This is a genomic window from Psychrobacter sp. AOP31-B2-9, assembly GCF_052378005.1.
In the GTDB taxonomy this organism is placed as follows: domain Bacteria; phylum Pseudomonadota; class Gammaproteobacteria; order Pseudomonadales; family Moraxellaceae; genus Psychrobacter.
Map to the genome: position 1 here is coordinate 1 of NZ_JBQSXG010000029.1, position 18,858 is coordinate 18,858.

Here is an 18,858-nt window from a genome sequence, read left to right on the forward strand (position 1 = left end):
AACCACTCGCATCATGGGCCCATGGTCCTATTTGTTTGCATGGTTGGGTGGTTGTGTGTCCATTGGTACGTTTACCGTCGGATCAGGTCTGGTCGGTACGTTGAACTTGTTACAAGTCGTCTTAGCTATTGCGATTGGTTGTACCGTGATTGGTGCTGCACTAATGATTAATGGTCGCGCCGGCCATAAATACGGTATTCCATTTATGGTGCAGTGCCGTTCTGCATTTGGTTTTTCTGGGAGCCGTATTCCTGCTTTGGTTCGCTCAGTGCCCGCTATTGTGTGGTTTGGTTTTCAGAGCTGGATAGGTGCAGGAGCATTGAACTTAGTGTCCGATGCTTTGTTTGGTTATAGTAATCTTGTCGCATTCTTTATTGGTTTTCAGTTTTTACAAATTGGTTTATCTGTTCTTGGTTTTCATGGTATTAAATGGCTTGAAAACATTGGCTCGGTCTTTATTATTGGTTCACTGATTTATATGTTTGTGAGTGTCATTAATAAGTATGGTGATGCGATATCGAGCAATCTTATAAATGTAGAAGGAACTTGGGGTACACCTTTTTGGGGTGCTACGATGTTGTTTTTGGGTGTGTACAGCACCATGATGCTGAACGTCTCAGACTATTCACGTGAGTTAAAGGAAGAGGTTGGTCTGTTTCGTCAAGTGGCTATTTATGCAAACTCGATATTACCGGCAACGCTTTTTATGGGTTTGATTGGACTAATGGTGACCAGTGCCACAGGCGAGGTTGATCCTATCAAGGTGTTTTCGAGTGCAGTAGACAATAAGCCTTTACTTGTGATTACCATGCTGTTCATTGCTTTTGCTCAGGTGACAACCAATATTTTAAATAATGTGGTACCACCCGCTTATGCACTGATGGATATCTTTAAGATTAAGTACAAAACGGCTGCTGTGCTTGTAGGGTTACTGGCTTTTGGTACGTTCCCTTGGGAGCTAGTAAAAGATGAATCGGCAGCAGGCTTAAACTTATTTATTCAGACTTACTCAGCATTCTTAGGCCCTCTATTTGCTATTTTGGTGGTGGATTATTACTTCCTGCGTAAGCAAAAACTGGATCTTGATAAGCTCTATGATGAAAACGGCCCTTACAAAGGAGTCAATATGGCTGCAGTGATCGCCATGGCTGTAGGTATTGTCGTCGCCTTAACGTTCTCTAGTGTCTCTTGGTATGCGAGTTTGATTCCAGCGGGGGCTATCTATTGGATACTAATGCTCAAAATGCCTTCTGCGCAACGTTTTATGTCGTAAGAAACATAGGTTTAGCATAATAAAGTGTTCATGAAAGCCTGTTTATCCAAGAGATAGACAGGCTTTTACTGATTAGAAAAGGCAAAATAATACCAATCCCAAAAAATACGATTAGCGGTGTCAAACTTGTTTAGTCTACCGTGCGTAGTACTTGCACTCGTTTTCCTTGCTACTCTACTTTTTGTGAATGGTATAAGCTGAAGAGAGGCTAGAAAAACTTATATCAGCACTGCCTATTCAAAAACTACTGTCTGTTAAAAAACCGAAGATAGCCACAGTCGTAACTTCAATGACCAAAGTGGCTGAATACCGGTTAATCCTTGCGTCATCTCGCCATCTTTTAGAACGACATAAGAAGGTGTCACTTGTCCTTGCCAGTCATCGAAGATAAGACCTTCTTGATCGTTTATCGTTGTAAAAATAAAGTCTTTTTCAATCAAGTAATTCTGCAATTCTTGGTTTGATCCTGATTGGACAGCGATAGTCACCACAGGATAGTCATTTGCGGCGGCCAATTTATTAATAGTTGGAGAGGTGATGCTGCAGACTGAACACCAAGTACCCCAAAAATATACCAGTGTCGGTTGCTCGTGACTCAGCGCGGCTAAATCAACTGTTTGTCCTTGATAGTCCATCAATTGCAACTGCGGATTAGCTGGCATGATAGGCTGTCGCCACCAGTTGACCGCGGTATAAATAACAGCAAACATCAGACCGTATGTCAGTACGGTTTTAACGATGGACAGTATTTTTTGCTTCAGTGTCTTTTTGGTAATCTCTTTTTTTTCTATATCAGTCGTCATAATGGCGGCTTTTTTGTCTTAGGTATTTGGGGTAGGTAAAAATAAACGGCTGAGAGGTCAGCCGTATTATTCAAAATCCGATTACATGGTTGTTAATAGGTGGCTTCTTTCACCCAATTGATTAAGGCTTCTGTGCACGGTCTTGCAAGGGATCGCCGATGAGCACACTACCTGAGTTTTCACGGCGTTCCTCATCGGTCAGCTTGCTTGCTGGAATCTTGGCTTTCTTTTTCCACTTTAAGCTGAATAAATCGTCACGGCGGTCAATCAAATTGTGTACTGAGCCTTCGTTGCGTACGTGAATAAGTTTATCTAGATTCAAATCGGAGAAGAATACCATTTCGGTATTGGCTGTGGTTTCAGCCATGATTGCATCATGTGGAAACGCAAAGTCTGATGGTGAAAAAATAGATGACTGGGCGTATTGAATGTCTAGGCTTTCAACTTGTGGTAAGTTCCCGACTGAGCCACAAATCATCACATAGCACTCGTTTTCAATAGCACGTGCTTGCGCGCAGTGACGCACACGTAGATAACCATTTTGGGTATCTGTCCAGAAAGGCACGAATAGAATGTCCATATCATCTAATGCCATCAGACGAGCAAGTTCAGGAAACTCGACATCATAACAAATCAAGATGCCGATGCGTCCAGCGTCTGTGTCAAACACTTTGACTTCGTCACCACCTTCAATGACCCAAGCGCTACGTTCATGTGGGGTAATGTGGATTTTGCGTTGTTCTTCAACCGTACCGTCACGGCGGCATAGATAGCTGACATTATATAAAGTGTCTTCTTCATCCAACAGTGGCATAGAGCCTGTGATGACGTTGACGTTATAGCTGACTGCTAAATGCGATATCTCATTTTTGAACCATTCAGTGTAACCAGCCAAAAAGCGAATGGCGACGTTTTGGTCTGTCGATTCACATAAACCCATTAATGGTGCATTAAAAAATTCTGGCAAGCAAGCAAAGTCAGAGTTGTAATCAGCCATGATATCAACAAAGAATTCAACCTGTTGTAGCAGCTCCTCAGGTGATTCAACTTCTCGCATTTGCCATTGAATACCGCCAATCCGCACTTCAGACTTACGTGTATTTGGCTTATAGTCTTTTGGCTCATAATAAATATTAGCCCACTCAAGCAGGGTAGCAAAACCTTTAGATTGTGCGTCATCTGGTAGATAAGCAGTCAAAATACGTTTGACGATAAAGCCATTGGATAACTGAAAAGACAGAGCAGAGTCATGAATTTCACGTGCCGCCACGGCATCAATATAGTCACCAGGTGTGAGATCTTGATGATTATGATAGTTAGGAATACGGCCACCAGCCAAAATAGCACGGAAGTTCAACTGACGACACAGCTCTTTGCGTGCATCATATAATCGGCGTCCCAAGCGATAGCCACGATATTCTGGGTCAATCAAAGCATCTAGACCATAGATCGCATCGCCTTCGGGGTTGTCTCTAATGATTTCTTTATGACCAATCAAATCATCGTAAGTATGCGGGTTAGAAAATTTGGCATAATCTACGCGCATAGAAAGGACGATACCGATCAGTTGATCATGGTCAAATAAGGCAATCTGACCTTCAGGAAAGGCATCAATTAACGTGTGAATAGTGGTCTTTGACCATGCACCACCTAAGTTAACATAGACACGATCCATCAGTTCTTTGAGTTGTGGATAGTCTTTTTTCTTGATTTCTGCAATGGTTAAATGAAAGTCATCTATTTTTTCAATTTTGCTCATAATGTTCCTATTTTAGATCTTCATTGGTTATGGATATTGGGGTGGTTCTTTATTTTTATTATCCTCTCTAAAATGAGGATAAGCCCTAGAAAGTATGGGGTAGACCAGTGGTCATGCTAATAAGTTTTTATATAAAAAAGTGATAAAAACATTTCAATCACAAAACATTAGCGTTACAATAATTTATCATTGTATTTACAATAAGTTATGAAATTATTTTATTTGATTTAGCCTGTTGGTTTAGGTAGTGCTAAAGTGACTTTTAGATTTAATTTCGCTGAAAAAGTGAATAAAAAAGCTATCAAGTTTCGCTGGAAATGGATATTTACAGCAGCTTTTGGGTAATGTCTAGGAATAACGTTCATATTGAGCCAATATTACGCTTAAATATCATTTTTTAGTAGTCTAGGTTGTGTCCTCATTTTAAAAATGGTAATAAAAATGAGATAAATTGCAGTCGAACAAGGAAAATAGTGCAGATAATATCGAGATATTGGCAAGCTACTTGACGCAGTTTGGCAGGATTTAGCCACTTTTAACCCATTTAAATGACTATCGATTGAATTGAGAGCACGCTCCGAGAGACGCCAATTATCATAGCAAGCTCCACAAGCAATGACAGCCTAACGTAGTAATTATTTGCTATGTTTTTGTGAGTCAGTATCTCTTATGTATTCGGGCATCGTTTTATTTTGCTTATTTCATTTAGCCGTATTTAAACGGTTTTTTAGGATTTTTTATTATGCCCCTAAGTCACAACACTAGAGTCAGCACGTGGGATGAGATTGAAGACTCAGCGTTGGTTCAATTGGTCTATGTTAGTAGTCTGACGCTTGTTTCTCGCTTAAGTGCTTCTATATTTGATGAAGTGGAAAGCCATGCACGTAAATATAATCAACAGCATGGTATTACAGGCACACTCTGTTATGGCAGTGGTCACTTTTTGCAATGTATTGAAGGTGAAAAGGCTCACGTATATGCCCTAAAGCAACGTATTTTTGCAGATAGTCGCCATAAAAATGTTGAAGTATTGCTTTTGCATACCATAGAGCATCGTAGCTTTACCGATTGGCGTATGCGTTTGCTGTTTTTAGAACGTTGGTTATGGTCACCAGCGACCAAAAAACAAGCCACGCAATTATCTCCTTATTTGCCATTTGCACCGCATGGTTGGTCAACAGATCGTACCGAACAGTTTTTGCATATCATCAAAACCTTTGACAGCCCGCCACATGTGAAAGCCGCAGGGATTACGTATAATGCACTGGGTAACATGTTTCGCCATATCGCAGCGCCGCACCAAGCATTTTTAGTCATTCAAGGTTTTTTGAGCATATTACTGATCGTTGCATGGATACTACTATATCTATAAAAATATCTATAAATTGTAGGTTTCAAAAGCCATAAAAAAGACGCTAACCTCCATGGATTAGCGTCTTTTTTATTAAGGGTAGGTTAAACGTTTAAGATACTCTCAATATCGTGAGTAATCAGCCCATTACGTATTACATGTCAAAAATCTTACCACGATTCATAATATTATTAGGATCAAAGACTTTTTTTACCTCTTGTAAATATTCAATCTCAGTCTCGCTCCGGCTATAGTTTAAGTACGGCTTTTTAGTCATACCCACGCCATGCTCAGCCGAAACCGAACCGCCATATTTTTGTACCGTTTCAAACACGTGTTTATTAACGACCTGACATTCTGCAAAGAAATCATCCTTACTCATGTTTTCAGGCTTTAGAATATTAAGATGTAGATTGCCATCACCGATATGACCGAACCAGCAGACTTCAAAGTCAGGATAGTTACTACTGACAATGTCATCAATCTCAGCGATAAATTCAGGCACATAACTGATGAGTACGGATACGTCGTTTTTATAAGGGGTAAACACTGAGATGGTCTCAGAGATATATTCGCGAAGCTTCCACAGCTCTTCAGCTTGCGCTAAGCTTTGGCTCATGACACCATCGACGACCCAGCCTTGTTCCATACAATGCTCAAATATCGCCATGGCTTTATCCATGATAGGCTCGTATGGCGCTTCAAACTCTAGTAGCGTATAAAACTTGGTACGTGACTCAAATGGCTCTTGTACTTGACCATGTGCCATTAGTTTATCAATCGCGACATCATCGAAAAATTCAAAAGCAGTTAAGTCAATCTTCGCTTGAAAGGCGGAGAGTACATTCATCACATCATTAAAGCTGTCCATGCCTAGCACCATGACGTTTAAGTCTTGTGGCTGACGCTCAAGCTTGATTTGTGCATGAGTAACGAGACCAAGTGTGCCTTCACTACCGATAAACAGTTGGCGTAAATCATAACCCGTGGCGTTTTTTACCATACCGCGGTTAAGATGCAAAATATCACCCTTACCTGTAACAACGGTCAGTCCCATAATCCATTGACGGGTCATGCCATAGCGAATCACTTTAATACCACCAGCGTTGGTGCCGATGTTGCCACCGATTTGGCTAGAGCCTGCTGAGGCAAAGTCGACAGGGTAGTACAGATCTTTAGACTCTGCAAATTCTTGCAATTGCTGAGTGACGACACCTGCTTCGATTTCGACCATGCGATCGGCAGGATAAAACTGTCCGATATGATTCATTTTATCCATGCTAACCACAATCTCGCCATTGGCAGCGACCGCGCCAGCAGATAGACCAGTACGACCACCACTTGGTGTCAATACCACATTGTGCTCATTGGCAAGTAATACAATAGATTGTACTTGCTCAGTGGTTTTTGGAAAGACAATCGCAGCAGCGGCAGGCGCAAAGTGCTTGGTCCAGTCTTTGCCCCAATGCTCTAAACTTTCAGCATCGGTTTTGATTTGGCTGGCATCAAACTGATGGCTATCAGTGAGCGTACTTAAAATAGTTTGGACAGCTGCGGTATGTGTCTCAGATGTGCTTTGGCTAGATAAAGAAGTCATGGTCAAATCTCGGTATAAACGTAAGCGCTATGTATAAATAGTACTATTATATCGCTAAATGGATACCAACGTACCTGTATAGGTATGCTGATGTGATTAGTGTTATATAAATAGAAGTTGGTTACTGTGGTATTGGTAGGGTGATATGATGGCACGGGTGAACATGTGCGTAAATAGTAAACAAACAATTTAATAAACATTATAGGATATGAATTACTATAGCATAAAAAAAATTCAGTCTAGATAATCAATAATTCATCTAATCTGCTAACATCAGCATCGAATTTTGTGTAAGATATCTATACTGTTTTCGTTTCCTCCCTCAGAGGTTATCCTTCAGATAATTTTATAAGACAATTATAGGACAGTTCCCACATGGCGTTATCACTACAAAAAGACAAAATCCGGTTTTTATTGCTTGAAGGCCTACATGCCAATGCGTTAAAAGTATTGGAAGGCGCTGGCTATAACAACATCGAAAATATCAGTCACGCTTTAGATCAAGACGAGCTGATTGAAAAAATCAAAGATGCTCACTTTATCGGTATTCGTTCGCGTACGCAACTGACCCGCGAAGTGCTTGAGCACGCGCATAAGCTGATCGGTATTGGCTGTTTTTGTATCGGTACCAATCAAGTAGATTTAGATGCAGCACGTGATTTGGGTATTCCAGTATTTAACGCGCCATTCTCGAACACGCGTTCGGTGGCGGAGCTGGTATTGGCTGAAGCCATTATGCTATATCGCGGTATTCCTGAAAAGAGCGCTACTGTACATCGCGGCGGCTGGGGTAAGTCTGCAACCAACTCACATGAAGTACGTGGCAAAACCATCGGTATCGTTGGTTATGGCTCTATCGGCTCACAGCTATCTGTATTGGCAGAAAGCTTCGGTATGAAAGTCATTTATCATGATGCTGTGACTAAATTGCCACTAGGTAATGCTGTGCAAGTGGGTAGCCTAGAAGAGCTACTGTCAACAGCGGATATCGTGACGTTACACGTGCCTGATGTACCAAGCACTCGCTATATGATGAAAGCTGAGCAGTTTGCTCAAATGAAGGAAGGCAGCTACTTTATCAATGCTGCACGCGGTACTTGTGTAGATATTGATGATCTTGCTGCTGTGCTAGAGTCAGGCAAGTTATTGGGTGCAGCCATTGATGTGTTCCCAAAAGAGCCAAAATCTGCTGATCAAGAGTTTGAATCACCATTGCGTAAGTTTGATAACGTAATTTTGACACCGCATATCGGTGGCTCAACCCAAGAAGCGCAGGCTAATATTGGTCTTGAAGTGGCTGATAAGTTTGTCAGATACTCTGATCAAGGTGATACAGCGACTGCCGTCAACTTCCCAGAAGTTTCTATTCCATTCAAAGAGCATTCGCATCGTCTGCTACATATCCATAAAAACGTGCCAGGCGTACTTTCACAGATTAACCGCTTGTTTGCTGAAGCGCATATCAACATTTTAGCGCAAAGCTTAATGACTGAAGGTGATGTTGGTTATCTAGTGATGGATGTAGATTATAACGATTCAAGTGCTGCACTAGATCAATTAAAAGACGTAGAAGAAACCATTCGCGTACGTATCTTGTTCTAAACTTAGCATTACTTAGCTTTAAGTAAATACCAAAAAAGAGAGGCTCTATTGATTAGAGCCTCTCTTTTTTTAGTTATGTTCAAAGCTGAATGAGTGTATGTTGAATATTTGGCACACTCTAGGGCGTGTCCTCATTTTAAAAATGGTGATAAAAATGAGATAAATTGCCGTCAAACAAGGAAAATAGCGCAGATAATATCGAGATATTAGTCAGCTATTTGACGCCGTTTGGCAAGATTTAGCTATTTTTAACCCATTTAGATAACTATCGATTGAATTGAGGACATGCCCTAATAACTCGATTTATCCTGCTTTTGCTTTGTTAGCTGCTTCAGCCTTGCGGCGTGCTTCAGCTTTGGCTGCTTTGCGTTTTTCGATGACATCCATGACATCGCTACCAATATGAGCCTCGCCACGTTGTTTGGCCAGTTGCATTTGATGCTCGCGCTCACGGAAGCGTGCTTTTTGTTCGTCAGTCGCTTTATCGATACAGTGCGGGCAAGACTCGCCTTTAATATAGGCAGCGCTTTGCATGTCATCGACGGTAATTGGCATACGGCAAGCAAAGCATTGCTCGTAGTTGCCTTTTTCTAAGTTGTGATTGACTGACACGCGATTGTCAAAGACAAAACAATCACCTTCCCACATAGAGTCGCTGGCTGGCACTTCTTCTAGATATTTTAGGATGCCGCCCTCCAAGTGATAAACCTCTTCAAACCCTTGTTCGCGCATATAAGCAGTAGATTTTTCGCAGCGGATACCACCTGTGCAGAACATAGCAACTTTTTTATGCTTAGCTGGATCCATCTCTTTTGCCACGTATTCTGGAAACTCGCGGAAGGTTTCAGTGTTTGGATTGACAGCATTTTTAAAGGTGCCAATCTGTACTTCATAATCGTTACGGGTATCAATCAAAACCACATCAGGGTCAGAGATTAGCGCATTCCATTCACTTGGTTTGACATAGCGGCCGACCGATTGCAAAGGATCGATGTTTTCGACGCCCATGGTGACGATTTCTTTTTTGAGTTTGACCTTAGTACGATAAAAAGGCTGAGCATCGGTATAAGACTCTTTAAAGGTAAATGTACCAATCGCTTCGATACTGCGTAGGTAATCAAGGACGGTATCGATACCTTGGCGTGTACCAGAAATCGTGCCGTTAATGCCTTCGCTTGCAAGTAACAAGGTACCTTTTACGTCGTTATCGAGCATGGTATTTAAGATAGGCTCACGATACTGCTCAAAGTCAGTAAAGCGTGTGAACTTGTAGAGTGCTGCCACGACGATATTGTTAGTGACACTGTCGTAGGCCGGCGCTGCTTTGTTATCAGTTGCAATGTGGTCTTGGGTGCTACTGTCTTGAGTGGTGCTCATGTTTTTCTCCTGCTGGCTAGGTCGTAAACCTAGTGCGTTGGGTTAACAGTTTAGTTCAAATAAACACGCTATTTTGCCATACTCGTTTGATGTACTCTGGATACAATCTGCGCTCGGCTTCCTTATATCGCATTCATTTGAAATAGACTTTGTCAGTTCAAAATGGGTTATAACACTAGTCTAATTGTGGAATTAGATAATGCGCGCGTAGTGTAGCAAATTTAGCTAGAGTTTTGAATAGTTTGCCATGCTTAGCTTGATATTGTGGAGAGCATTCAACCATTTATGAATAAGATAAGAAATAAAAAAAGCCCAGTAAAATACTGAGCTTTTTTTATATTTACTGCGTAAAGTCGAATATTACTTACTTTGAAACCAGCTATCCGCTTGGCTACGAGCACTAGCAATGTCTGAGCTTGATAAGTTCAAGGCCAACTGACCAATTTTACCACGAGCTTTGTTACGTACTTTTTCATCTAGCATTCCGTCACGGGCAGACAAATCGTACCATTTATAAGCATCGACCAAATTCTTTTGTTTTTCATCTAACAAAGCAAGTGTATAGCTGGCACGGTTATCACCACGCATGGCGGCTTTTTCTAACCAACCACGGGCTTGTTGTAAGTTAGGCTGTACACCTTCGCCGCGCAAGTACATGATAGCCAAATTTAACTGAGCAGGAGCAACGCCTTGCTGAGCTGCTTTGGTATACCACTGAATGGCTTGTTGGGTGTTTTGTGCAACACCTTCACCTTTCTGTAAGCGCTTGGCTAGATAGAATTGGGCATGATCGTTACCTTGGGCAGCACGACTGGATAGCTCGCTGATTGGCATTAGCTCAAAACGTGACGTATCAAGTGGTACGTTTGATATTAACTCAGCGTTGGCAAGACCTGCACAAGAAAACAATGCAGTAAACAACGCAGCTTTTAATAATTTCATAGCAGCTCCAAAATTAGGCAGTTAATAAGCAAAAGAGTTGCACCGCTAAAGAGGTTTAGACGGCGATAACAATTAGGGGGTATCCAGCGAGACTAACTGACCTAATTATTAGCAATATATTTAATGTTTGAGGGTTGGTTAACCTTAATCGACACGATAAACGGTCGAAATTAGGGCGTGGCCAACATTATTTTGCTAGCTTAACACCCAAGTTTACGAAACTCAAATACTAATTACCTAAGTTAACGGTAATTTACCCAATATTGTTTGTAACAAAATCATACAGTTACTCAGATATCAATATTTTGAGGCTAAGAGGCAAGCATCTGCATTGATAATATTAATCTGATGTACGTTTAGTCACTCTGTAAATAGCGACGTCTGCTAACAGATTGGGAGCTTGTCGAATCAATGCTTTCATCAGTGGCGTATGACCTTTTTCAGAGTCACTGACGGCAAAGCGATTGACGATATGAATGTCATGCTTAGCACAGAGCTGCTCAAAATCTTTAAACGTACACAGATGAATGTTTGGAGTGTTGTACCACTCGTAAGGCAGTGCCTCTGATACAGGCATCATTCCTTTCAGCCCTAGATGCAGCCGGTTTTGCCAATGGGCAAAGTTAGGGAAGGTGATGACGGCTTCGCGGGCCACACGTAGCATATCAAGCAATAGCACATCAGGCGATTTCACTGCTTGCAGCGCACGGGCCATGACGACGGTGTCGAAACTGTTGTCAGCGAAGCGCGCTAGACCATCATTCAGATCTTGCTCGATAATCGATAAGCCTTTTGCGATGCCATCATTGATTTTTTCTTCGTCAATCTCAAGTCCGTAGCCAGTTACACCGCGATTTTGTTGTAGGTGAGCGAGTAGTTCGCCATTACCACAGCCCAAATCTAGCACATGCGAATGGGGGGCAATCCAACGCTCAGCCAGTTGATGATCCATTCTCATGAGCGTGCTCCTGTGGCAATGTTTTTGCCAGAAATAAATGGTGCTGTTAAAAACCCTTTGACGGCACCCATGTAGCGTGGAATATCAAATAAGAAAGAATCATGGCCATGCGGTGCATCAACATTGATATAGTTGACAGGTTTGCCTGTAGCCATCAATGCGTCTACTATCTCTTGTGAGCGCTCTGGTGAAAAGCGCCAGTCGGTTGTGAACGATACTACTAAGTATTGACATTGGGTATGCGCCAAAGCGGCTTTTAATGCCATGAGTTCTTGGTGGCGAGCTTGTTTGATATCATTTTCTGAATTTGTACCATTATCTTCAGCGTCTGAGCGCTTTGTACTATCAGAGTCATCGATATCTGCTGCTTTTATAGTAGATGCAGTGCTATGTATTGACTGGGGCAAAGGAGACGGCTCACCTATGTCACTGGCATAATCGCGTGTCGGGTCAAAGTAGTCGAGGGCTTTGGTCATCAGCAAATAGGTGTTGGCATCAAAGTTTTCACTAAAGCGCTCACCCTGATAGCGCAAGTAGCTCTCGACTTGAAACTCGACATCATAGCCGTACATGAATTTACCAGATTTTAAATCACGGCCAAATTTGGCTTTCATCGCATCATCAGTCAAATAGGTAATGTGACCGACCATGCGTGCCAATATCAGTCCACGACGAGGGTAGGTACCTGCTTGTAAGTAGCGACCATCTTTGAAGTCAGGGTCAGACAATATAGACTGACGCGCCACTTCGTTAAAAGCAATGTTTTGCGCCGATAGTTTGGGCGTACTGGCAATGATGACACAGCGTTTGAGCCTATTTGGATAGTCGACTGACCATTGCAGTGCTTGCATACCGCCCATTGATCCGCCAACAATGGCGTGCCAGACTTCAATTCCCAAACGGTCTGACAGCATGGCTTGGGTTTTTACCCAGTCTTTAATCGTCACCAGTGGAAAGTCAGGACCATAAACGGGTGGTTCGACACTATCATCTAAGCTGACACTATCTGGATTGATAGAGGTGGGGCCAGTTGAGCCAAAACAGCTGCCAATGTTGTTGACGCAGACCACATAAAATTGATTGGTATCAATTGCTTTATTGGGACCAATCATGTTGTCCCACCAGCCTGCCTTTTTATCATCGGCACTATGAAAACCTGCAGCATGATGGCTGCCAGACAGCGCATGACAAATCAAAATAGCATTGGATTTGTCATCATTGAGCGTGCCGTAAGTTTCAATAATCAGGTCAAAAGAGGGTAGAGTACGGTTGCACTCCAAGGTCAACGGTTCATCGAAATGAAAAATCTGCGGTGTGACGATACCTACCGAGTCTGCTGAAATGGCAGCATCTGATTTATCTGTGGGGGATTGGTCACTGGTATTATTAGGGCGTGCGTTCAAAGCTACCTCGCAAGACAACTGTCATCGATAAAGTAAAAATAATATGGCAACATGCCTTATGGCCATGCTTGTCTATTGTATGGTGATGCGCGAATGAGTACAACCTCCATACAGTGTCTTTCGAGCTAGGTTTTTTATCATATCTCCTATTCTATATAAATCAAAGATAGAGTCAGGTTTATTTTATCCAATATTTGTTGTGCTTTATCTGCCTTTCTTATATCTAAATTGTCATATCTACTTTGTCTCGAGTCGGCTATAGATAGAGGTGTAACGGGTAATTTATGCAGGCTGAATGGGTATAGAGCAATTGCGTATCAAATTGTATTGACACACTTTTACCCTGCGTCATTAAGGGGTAAAATGCTACACTGACAAAGCGTTTATTTAATGGTGACTTCATAATGGTTTGCTACATAATCGCTTTGTCCATAACTGCTTTATCTAAGCCAATACTTTTTCTCATTCACCCAATATCTTCTCTAATCAACATAATAGAATAATGCTGCTATGAAACCTGAACTGCCACCACGTATTGCCGTCTTATTAGTGAATCTAGGTACGCCAGATGAGCCAACCGCGCCTGCCGTGCGTCGTTACCTAAAACAGTTTCTGTCAGATCCACGCGTGATTGAGATTCCCAAGTTTTTATGGGCGATTATTCTCAATTTATTCGTACTGCCCAGTCGTCCGAAACGTGTGGCAAAAGCGTATGCCAGTATTTGGGAAGGCGATTCGCCGATTCGTAAGATATTAAACAGCCAAGTTGAGATGTTAGCGCCGCGGTTAGTAAATATTGCCGCACCGTTTCAAGTGTCTGTGCATTCTGCAATGAGTTATGGTAATCCTGGGTTGCCTGATGTGATGGATGATTTGCGTGCTGAGGGCGTGGATCACTTCGTTATCTTGCCGTTATTTCCGCAGTACTCAGCATCTTCAGGTGGTGCGGTCTATGATGCGCTAACGAAATGGACACTAAAGCAGCGTAATTTGCCGAACTATACCATCGTCAAAGATTACTTTGCGCATCCACTTTATATTCAAGCATTGGCAGATTCGATTCGTCGTTTTCAGGCAGAGCATGGCAAACCTGAAAAGCTAATGTTTAGCTTTCATGGTATTCCGCAGCCTTATGCTGACAAAGGTGATCCATATCCCAAGCGTTGTAAGTGTACAGCCGCGCAAGTGGCTCAAGCGCTCGGTCTAACAAAAGATGAATGGATTATTAGTTTCCAGTCGCGTTTTGGTAAGCAAGAGTGGGTCAAGCCGTATACGGATGTAGTGTTAGACGATTGGGGCAAATCTGGCGTGCGCTCGGTACAAGTCATCAGTCCGGCATTTTCTGCTGATTGTTTAGAAACATTAGAGGAGCTAGCGATTGAAAACCGTGACAATTTCCTCAATGCGGGCGGGCAAGAATATCATTATATTCCAGCACTCAATCTCGATGACAGGCATATTGACTTGCTTGAAGCACTCAGTGCGCCATTGGTGAAAGGTTGGGCAGGTACGTTAGATGGTTGGGCATAAATAATCAGCTCAAAATAGCTAGATATAAAATATCGGATATAATGTTCGGTATTTTTTTTGCTAATAATTTCAGAAACTGTCTTTATTAAAATAAAGTTGAGATTTTATGTTGCTAGTATGTAACAATATGCAAAACAAATTCTGTGTTGCGCGATTTGTTTCACATATCCGTGCAACTTTATTTTTTAAGGACACACATGTCTAGCCTTGACGATTCACTGAATTCCATATCATTGCAAAAACCTAATGGTCAACCACCTAATTTACCGTCAATGGATGAATATGGTAATTTATTACCGCAGTTATTAGCAGAGCCGCGAATGTGCCCAGCAGGGTGTGGTATAAGTTGGCTCACTCAAGCTTTTATGGTATTCAAAGATCAATTCTTATTGTGGTTAGCGATTGGTGTTGCTTACCTAATCATCGCTGCTATCGGTAGTAGTATTCCTGTTTTAAATTTCATCTTTCCTTTTATATCTTTTGTGTTTATTGGAGGAATAATAAAAGGATGTGCTGATCAAGCTACAAATAGGGAGCTGAAATTCGATCATTTATTTTCAGCTTTTTATACGCACCTTAAACCATTAATTATACTATTCATATTGTATTTAGTAGCTATCATTGTTGTGATGATCCCTATGGTACTTATATTTGGTGGTATGGTCTTTTCTTTGGCTCAGCAGCCAAGTGATACCGCAGTGATGGGTATTTTAGTAGGTGGATTATTCGCTGCTGCACTATTATTCCCCGTATTTATGGCAATATGGTTTGCACCTACTTTGATTGTGCTTCACGACATCGAGCCTGTTGAGGCAATGAAAATGAGCTTTAAAGGGTGTTTGAAAAATATCCTACCATTTTTAGTTTTTTGGATAATTGCTCCCATATTTATAATATTAGCGGTTATCTTTACTCTTGGACTGGGTTTTTTAGTGCTGTTCCCAATAGGCATGATTACCTATTATACCAGCTACCGTGATGTGTGGACTGATCAGCCATTATCAGTGGAGTAAATCATGTTTGGTAAAGATGATTTTTAGTGAAATTTAATTTATTTCATCATCAACAAAAAAGCACGCTCCATCACATTGGGCGTGCTTTTTATATTTAGGTTACTGCTTCGTTTTTTCTGATGTTAAGCTATTTTTAATACCTTTAAGTTATTTCTATTTATCATTACGATTACTGTATTCTGCCGCCTCTCTATCGACAATATCCACGATACTAGGATAGTCACTGTCATCTAGATTGTCGTCGACCAATACTTCGTCCACACGTGATTCATCTATATTCTGGCGGTGTATAGGTGTGAGACCTTGTGTAGCATCGCTACCGACTTGTGAGTTATCAAACCCTGCACTGTTGTCAATTACGTCGTCATTATCAATGGTATGCAACATAGGGTTGTCTAAATCAATTTCTTGACTGTTATCATTAATATTGTTGTCACCTTCGATATGATCCATCTCTTCTGATAGTGGGCTTTTGGTATTTTTCATAATGGCATCCTTATTATTATTGGTGATTATCTTTCTGAAAAATAATTGTATTTAGCATAATTAGTATGGCGCGTTATCATAATTGCTGGTAGTAGCAAGGTGTGACAGGATGTTCAAAAAATGTAAGGAAAATCGCAGTAAAAAAAATGGCCACCGAAAATTCAGCAGCCATTTTTTTATGATTTAAGGGATGTGGTGTTGTTATACTGACGCGCTACCTTGCACCAACTTTGGTATTGACCCAACGTATGACAGAGTCTGGTGTGACTTGTGATACTGCCTGAAAAATTTTCGCTGGTATGCCCACAGAGTAATGTGTACGTTTTAGTTTGCGATTAGGACTGCTGGTTAGTTTACACAATGTTTTGGCCACATCGTTGACGTTTAGATTGATGCCTAAGCGATCAATACTCGTCACTTCGATGTCCGCTGTCATGTCAGATTTGACCCATAGAGGCATCACATCAATAACCTTAATTCCTAAGTTTCCATACTCAATATTAAGACCTTCAGTAAGCCCGCGTACAAAAAACTTACTGGCAGAGTAGTTAGCAACTTCAGGCTGACCATAGATAGCAGACGCAGACGATACATTCACGATCTTGCCGTCTTTACTATCGGCCAGATAAGGCGCCAGTTTATGACAGCCGATGAGTACGCCTTTACAATTAACATCGATTAAAGCCAACTGCTCATCTAAGCTAGTGGTTGCTAATGTACCGCTGACCAGTACGCCTGCATTATTAACTAGAGCATCAATACTGCCAAAATTATCGATCATATGACTGATGGCATCGTCCCATGAATCAGGTTGCGTAACATCTAACTGACCTGTGATGACGCGCTGTTTTTTGAGCGGCTTTTTAAACGCTTTGTCTTTCACCGCTTCTGCAAGAGTCGCTGTATTGGTTGCAAACAAGCCAACATGATGGCCTTTTTCTGCCAGTTTTTTGGCTGTGGCCAAGCCAATACCACGCGATGCGCCTGTAATCAATATGTTCATAATAAGTGACTTAATGGTTGTTAATCATGAGTAAACCGAGGTCAGACATTAGATAGGTGATTCCTCGAGATTATATTTATAGTCAGCGAACGACTAAACCGCTACAGTGTTAGCCTACTTAGATGTACTACTTGTACGATCTGCAGTCGGCTGCCTTGTAGCCATTTTAGAGTTCTTTGACTAGGGCGTGTCCTCATTTTAAAAATGGTGATAAAAATGAGATAAATTGCCGTCAAACAAGGAAGATAGCGCAGATAATATCGAGATATTAGTCAGCTATTTGACGCCGTTTGGCAAGATTTAGCTATTTTTAACCCATTTAGATAACTATCGATTGAATTGAGAACATGCCCTAGAGTATAGCAAATTTGCATAGATATAATCTGTTGTCTATCGTATCAAAGCAATGCTTCTCAAGACAGCGTTTCTTAAAACAATGTTTCTTAAAACAAAGCTTCCATACGTAGTAGGGCAGAAGGATAATGGTCTTTATCTTCTATTTCATCATTATAATAATTTAGCTCTGTCTGGACATAAAGCCACTTGCGCCAGATGGGTTGGCGGTAGCTGATAGCCGGACCATAACTGTTTAATCCTGATTTGTCACTTTCAAAGTAACCGCTGGCAGAGACACCATAAGACAGTTGTTTTTCGTGACCTAAATAATGGACTTGTCTGAGGTCGTTACTCCAATCTTTGCGCTCTTCATTATCTTCATTACGATAGCGAACGGTAGTACGGTTATTGATAAATCGATTTTTGTTTTTGCCATATTGCAGGTCGAGTGCGCCTTTGGCATAGTGTTCGCTATCAAGCCCATAGCGATAATAGCTGTCGGTACTTATGTCTAGATTGTTACTTTCGTACCAGTCCTTATCGATACTGACTTTGACATAAGGATCGTCGATTGAGCGAACCCCGACGTCTACATCTGTTTTTACACCTAATTGGTCTTCGATATCATCGGTAAAACGTGACCAACGCAGTGCAATAGAGGCGTTGTCTTCTCGAGTTTTGCGAGAGTCGATAAGTCGGTCTTTGCTATTGCTCGCTTGGTAAGTATCGCCAGTCGTGCCTTGCTTCAAAAAGGTATCGTCATCCAAATATTCATCACCGATAATCAGGCTGAGTCGTTTTTCTAGCACAGGTAACTGTAAGCGACCACGAATTCTAGGCTCGACAGTGACGTCGCTACCTGTCTTTGGGTCGTTGGCCCAACGTGTGTCTAGCACAACTCGTAAGCTGGCTTTGGCAGGTTCTTTCGGATCAGGTTCACCAAACCAGCCATCCATTTTGTGTGCCCATTCGTGCAATTGGTCTTGAACATCTTCACGGCGCTCATCTGTCCAGTCTTGCTCTTCTGGTACTGGTGGCAAGGGTTGCTCGGTAGAGATGTCGGTGGATTGATAGCCAAGTTGTTCGAGGTTTTCATCACGACTAGGGTTAGCGTCACTAGATGGCAAGTCCGTTTGTGATGTGACAGACGCGACCGCTTCAGGTTCTGTAGTAGTCTCGGTGTCAGCCAGTGCTGGCGTGCATAAGCTTAAACTAGCAAGCGTAAAGAAGGTAAGGGAGCTAAGGTTCACTGGTTTAATCATAGATGGCTTCAGTTGTTTTAGGTAGCTAAAAAGGGTAAACAAAAGTATTATGCCATAGGTCTTTAGTTATTTGAAAGTTGTGGCTGATGAAGTTTTAATTTTTAGCAGTTCAACGTGTGCTCATTTCTATTTTTAGTGCAAGGTCATTGCGGAATAGTCATAC

General features: G+C 41.7%; 15 protein-coding genes. 5 read left to right on the top strand and 10 right to left on the bottom strand.

Annotation, left to right across the window (positions count from 1 at the left end; translation table 11 throughout):
- The coding region (locus tag ACT3SX_RS05250) for an NCS1 family transporter (protein ID WP_444761692.1) at positions 1-1,273 on the top strand (1,273 nt) is incomplete at its 5' end.
- A gap of 254 nt (positions 1,274-1,527) precedes the next feature.
- Here the strand turns inward: ACT3SX_RS05250 and ACT3SX_RS05255 are convergent.
- Positions 1,528-2,076, bottom strand: a complete 549-nt coding sequence (locus ACT3SX_RS05255; RefSeq protein ID WP_442069962.1) for a protein disulfide oxidoreductase — start codon at positions 2,074-2,076, stop codon at positions 1,528-1,530.
- A gap of 121 nt (positions 2,077-2,197) precedes the next feature.
- Positions 2,198-3,835 (bottom strand): nitrilase-related carbon-nitrogen hydrolase, encoded by a 1,638-nt coding sequence (locus ACT3SX_RS05260; protein WP_442069964.1) that lies wholly within the window; start codon positions 3,833-3,835, stop codon positions 2,198-2,200.
- A 742-nt stretch (positions 3,836-4,577) separates the two neighbouring features.
- Between ACT3SX_RS05260 and ACT3SX_RS05265 the strand changes: the two genes are divergently transcribed.
- Positions 4,578-5,207: a BLUF domain-containing protein gene (locus ACT3SX_RS05265; protein WP_442069966.1), complete on the top strand. Its 630-nt coding sequence runs from the start codon at positions 4,578-4,580 to the stop codon at positions 5,205-5,207.
- Between the two features lie 133 nt (positions 5,208-5,340).
- Here ACT3SX_RS05265 and ACT3SX_RS05270 read toward each other — a convergent pair whose 3' ends face one another.
- Positions 5,341-6,783: an FAD-binding oxidoreductase gene (locus ACT3SX_RS05270; protein ID WP_442069968.1), complete on the bottom strand. Its 1,443-nt coding sequence runs from the start codon at positions 6,781-6,783 to the stop codon at positions 5,341-5,343.
- Between the two features lie 375 nt (positions 6,784-7,158).
- Between ACT3SX_RS05270 and serA the strand changes: the two genes are divergently transcribed.
- Complete coding sequence (gene serA, locus ACT3SX_RS05275) at positions 7,159-8,385, top strand: phosphoglycerate dehydrogenase (RefSeq protein WP_192519889.1); 1,227 nt, start codon at positions 7,159-7,161, stop codon at positions 8,383-8,385.
- Between the two features lie 303 nt (positions 8,386-8,688).
- On the opposite strand, the gene trhO is transcribed toward serA, so the two are convergent.
- The 4 genes from trhO to metX form a co-directional block, all read right to left on the bottom strand.
- Complete coding sequence (gene trhO, locus ACT3SX_RS05280; RefSeq protein WP_225739228.1) at positions 8,689-9,762, bottom strand: oxygen-dependent tRNA uridine(34) hydroxylase TrhO; 1,074 nt, start codon at positions 9,760-9,762, stop codon at positions 8,689-8,691.
- A gap of 360 nt (positions 9,763-10,122) precedes the next feature.
- Entirely contained in the window at positions 10,123-10,704 is a 582-nt protein-coding gene (locus ACT3SX_RS05285) for a tetratricopeptide repeat protein (protein ID WP_192519890.1), read from the bottom strand.
- 340 nt (positions 10,705-11,044) lie between these two features.
- Complete coding sequence (gene metW / locus ACT3SX_RS05290) at positions 11,045-11,662, bottom strand: methionine biosynthesis protein MetW (protein WP_110921706.1); 618 nt, start codon at positions 11,660-11,662, stop codon at positions 11,045-11,047.
- A complete protein-coding gene (gene metX / locus ACT3SX_RS05295) occupies positions 11,659-13,005 on the bottom strand; it encodes a homoserine O-acetyltransferase MetX (RefSeq protein WP_318779539.1) in 1,347 nt (448 codons plus the stop codon). The genes metW and metX overlap by 4 nt, the downstream gene beginning before the upstream one ends.
- A 570-nt stretch (positions 13,006-13,575) precedes the next feature.
- Between metX and hemH the strand changes: the two genes are divergently transcribed.
- Positions 13,576-14,595, top strand: a complete 1,020-nt coding sequence (gene hemH / locus ACT3SX_RS05300; RefSeq protein ID WP_192519892.1) for a ferrochelatase — start codon at positions 13,576-13,578, stop codon at positions 14,593-14,595.
- Positions 14,596-14,828: 233 nt separating this feature from the next.
- The gene (locus tag ACT3SX_RS05305; RefSeq protein ID WP_442074820.1) at positions 14,829-15,608 is read left to right on the top strand and encodes a BPSS1780 family membrane protein; all 780 of its coding nucleotides are present in this window, start codon (positions 14,829-14,831) and stop codon (positions 15,606-15,608) included.
- Between the two features lie 153 nt (positions 15,609-15,761).
- Here ACT3SX_RS05305 and ACT3SX_RS05310 read toward each other — a convergent pair whose 3' ends face one another.
- The 3 genes from ACT3SX_RS05310 to ACT3SX_RS05320 form a co-directional block, all read right to left on the bottom strand.
- Positions 15,762-16,094 (bottom strand): hypothetical protein, encoded by a 333-nt coding sequence (locus tag ACT3SX_RS05310; RefSeq protein ID WP_442062184.1) that lies wholly within the window; start codon positions 16,092-16,094, stop codon positions 15,762-15,764.
- 214 nt (positions 16,095-16,308) lie between these two features.
- Positions 16,309-17,097, bottom strand: a complete 789-nt coding sequence (locus tag ACT3SX_RS05315; RefSeq protein ID WP_442062186.1) for an SDR family NAD(P)-dependent oxidoreductase — start codon at positions 17,095-17,097, stop codon at positions 16,309-16,311.
- 443 nt (positions 17,098-17,540) lie between these two features.
- The gene (locus ACT3SX_RS05320; RefSeq protein ID WP_442062189.1) at positions 17,541-18,695 is read right to left on the bottom strand and encodes a hypothetical protein; all 1,155 of its coding nucleotides are present in this window, start codon (positions 18,693-18,695) and stop codon (positions 17,541-17,543) included.
- Between the last annotated feature and the right edge of the window lie 163 nt (positions 18,696-18,858).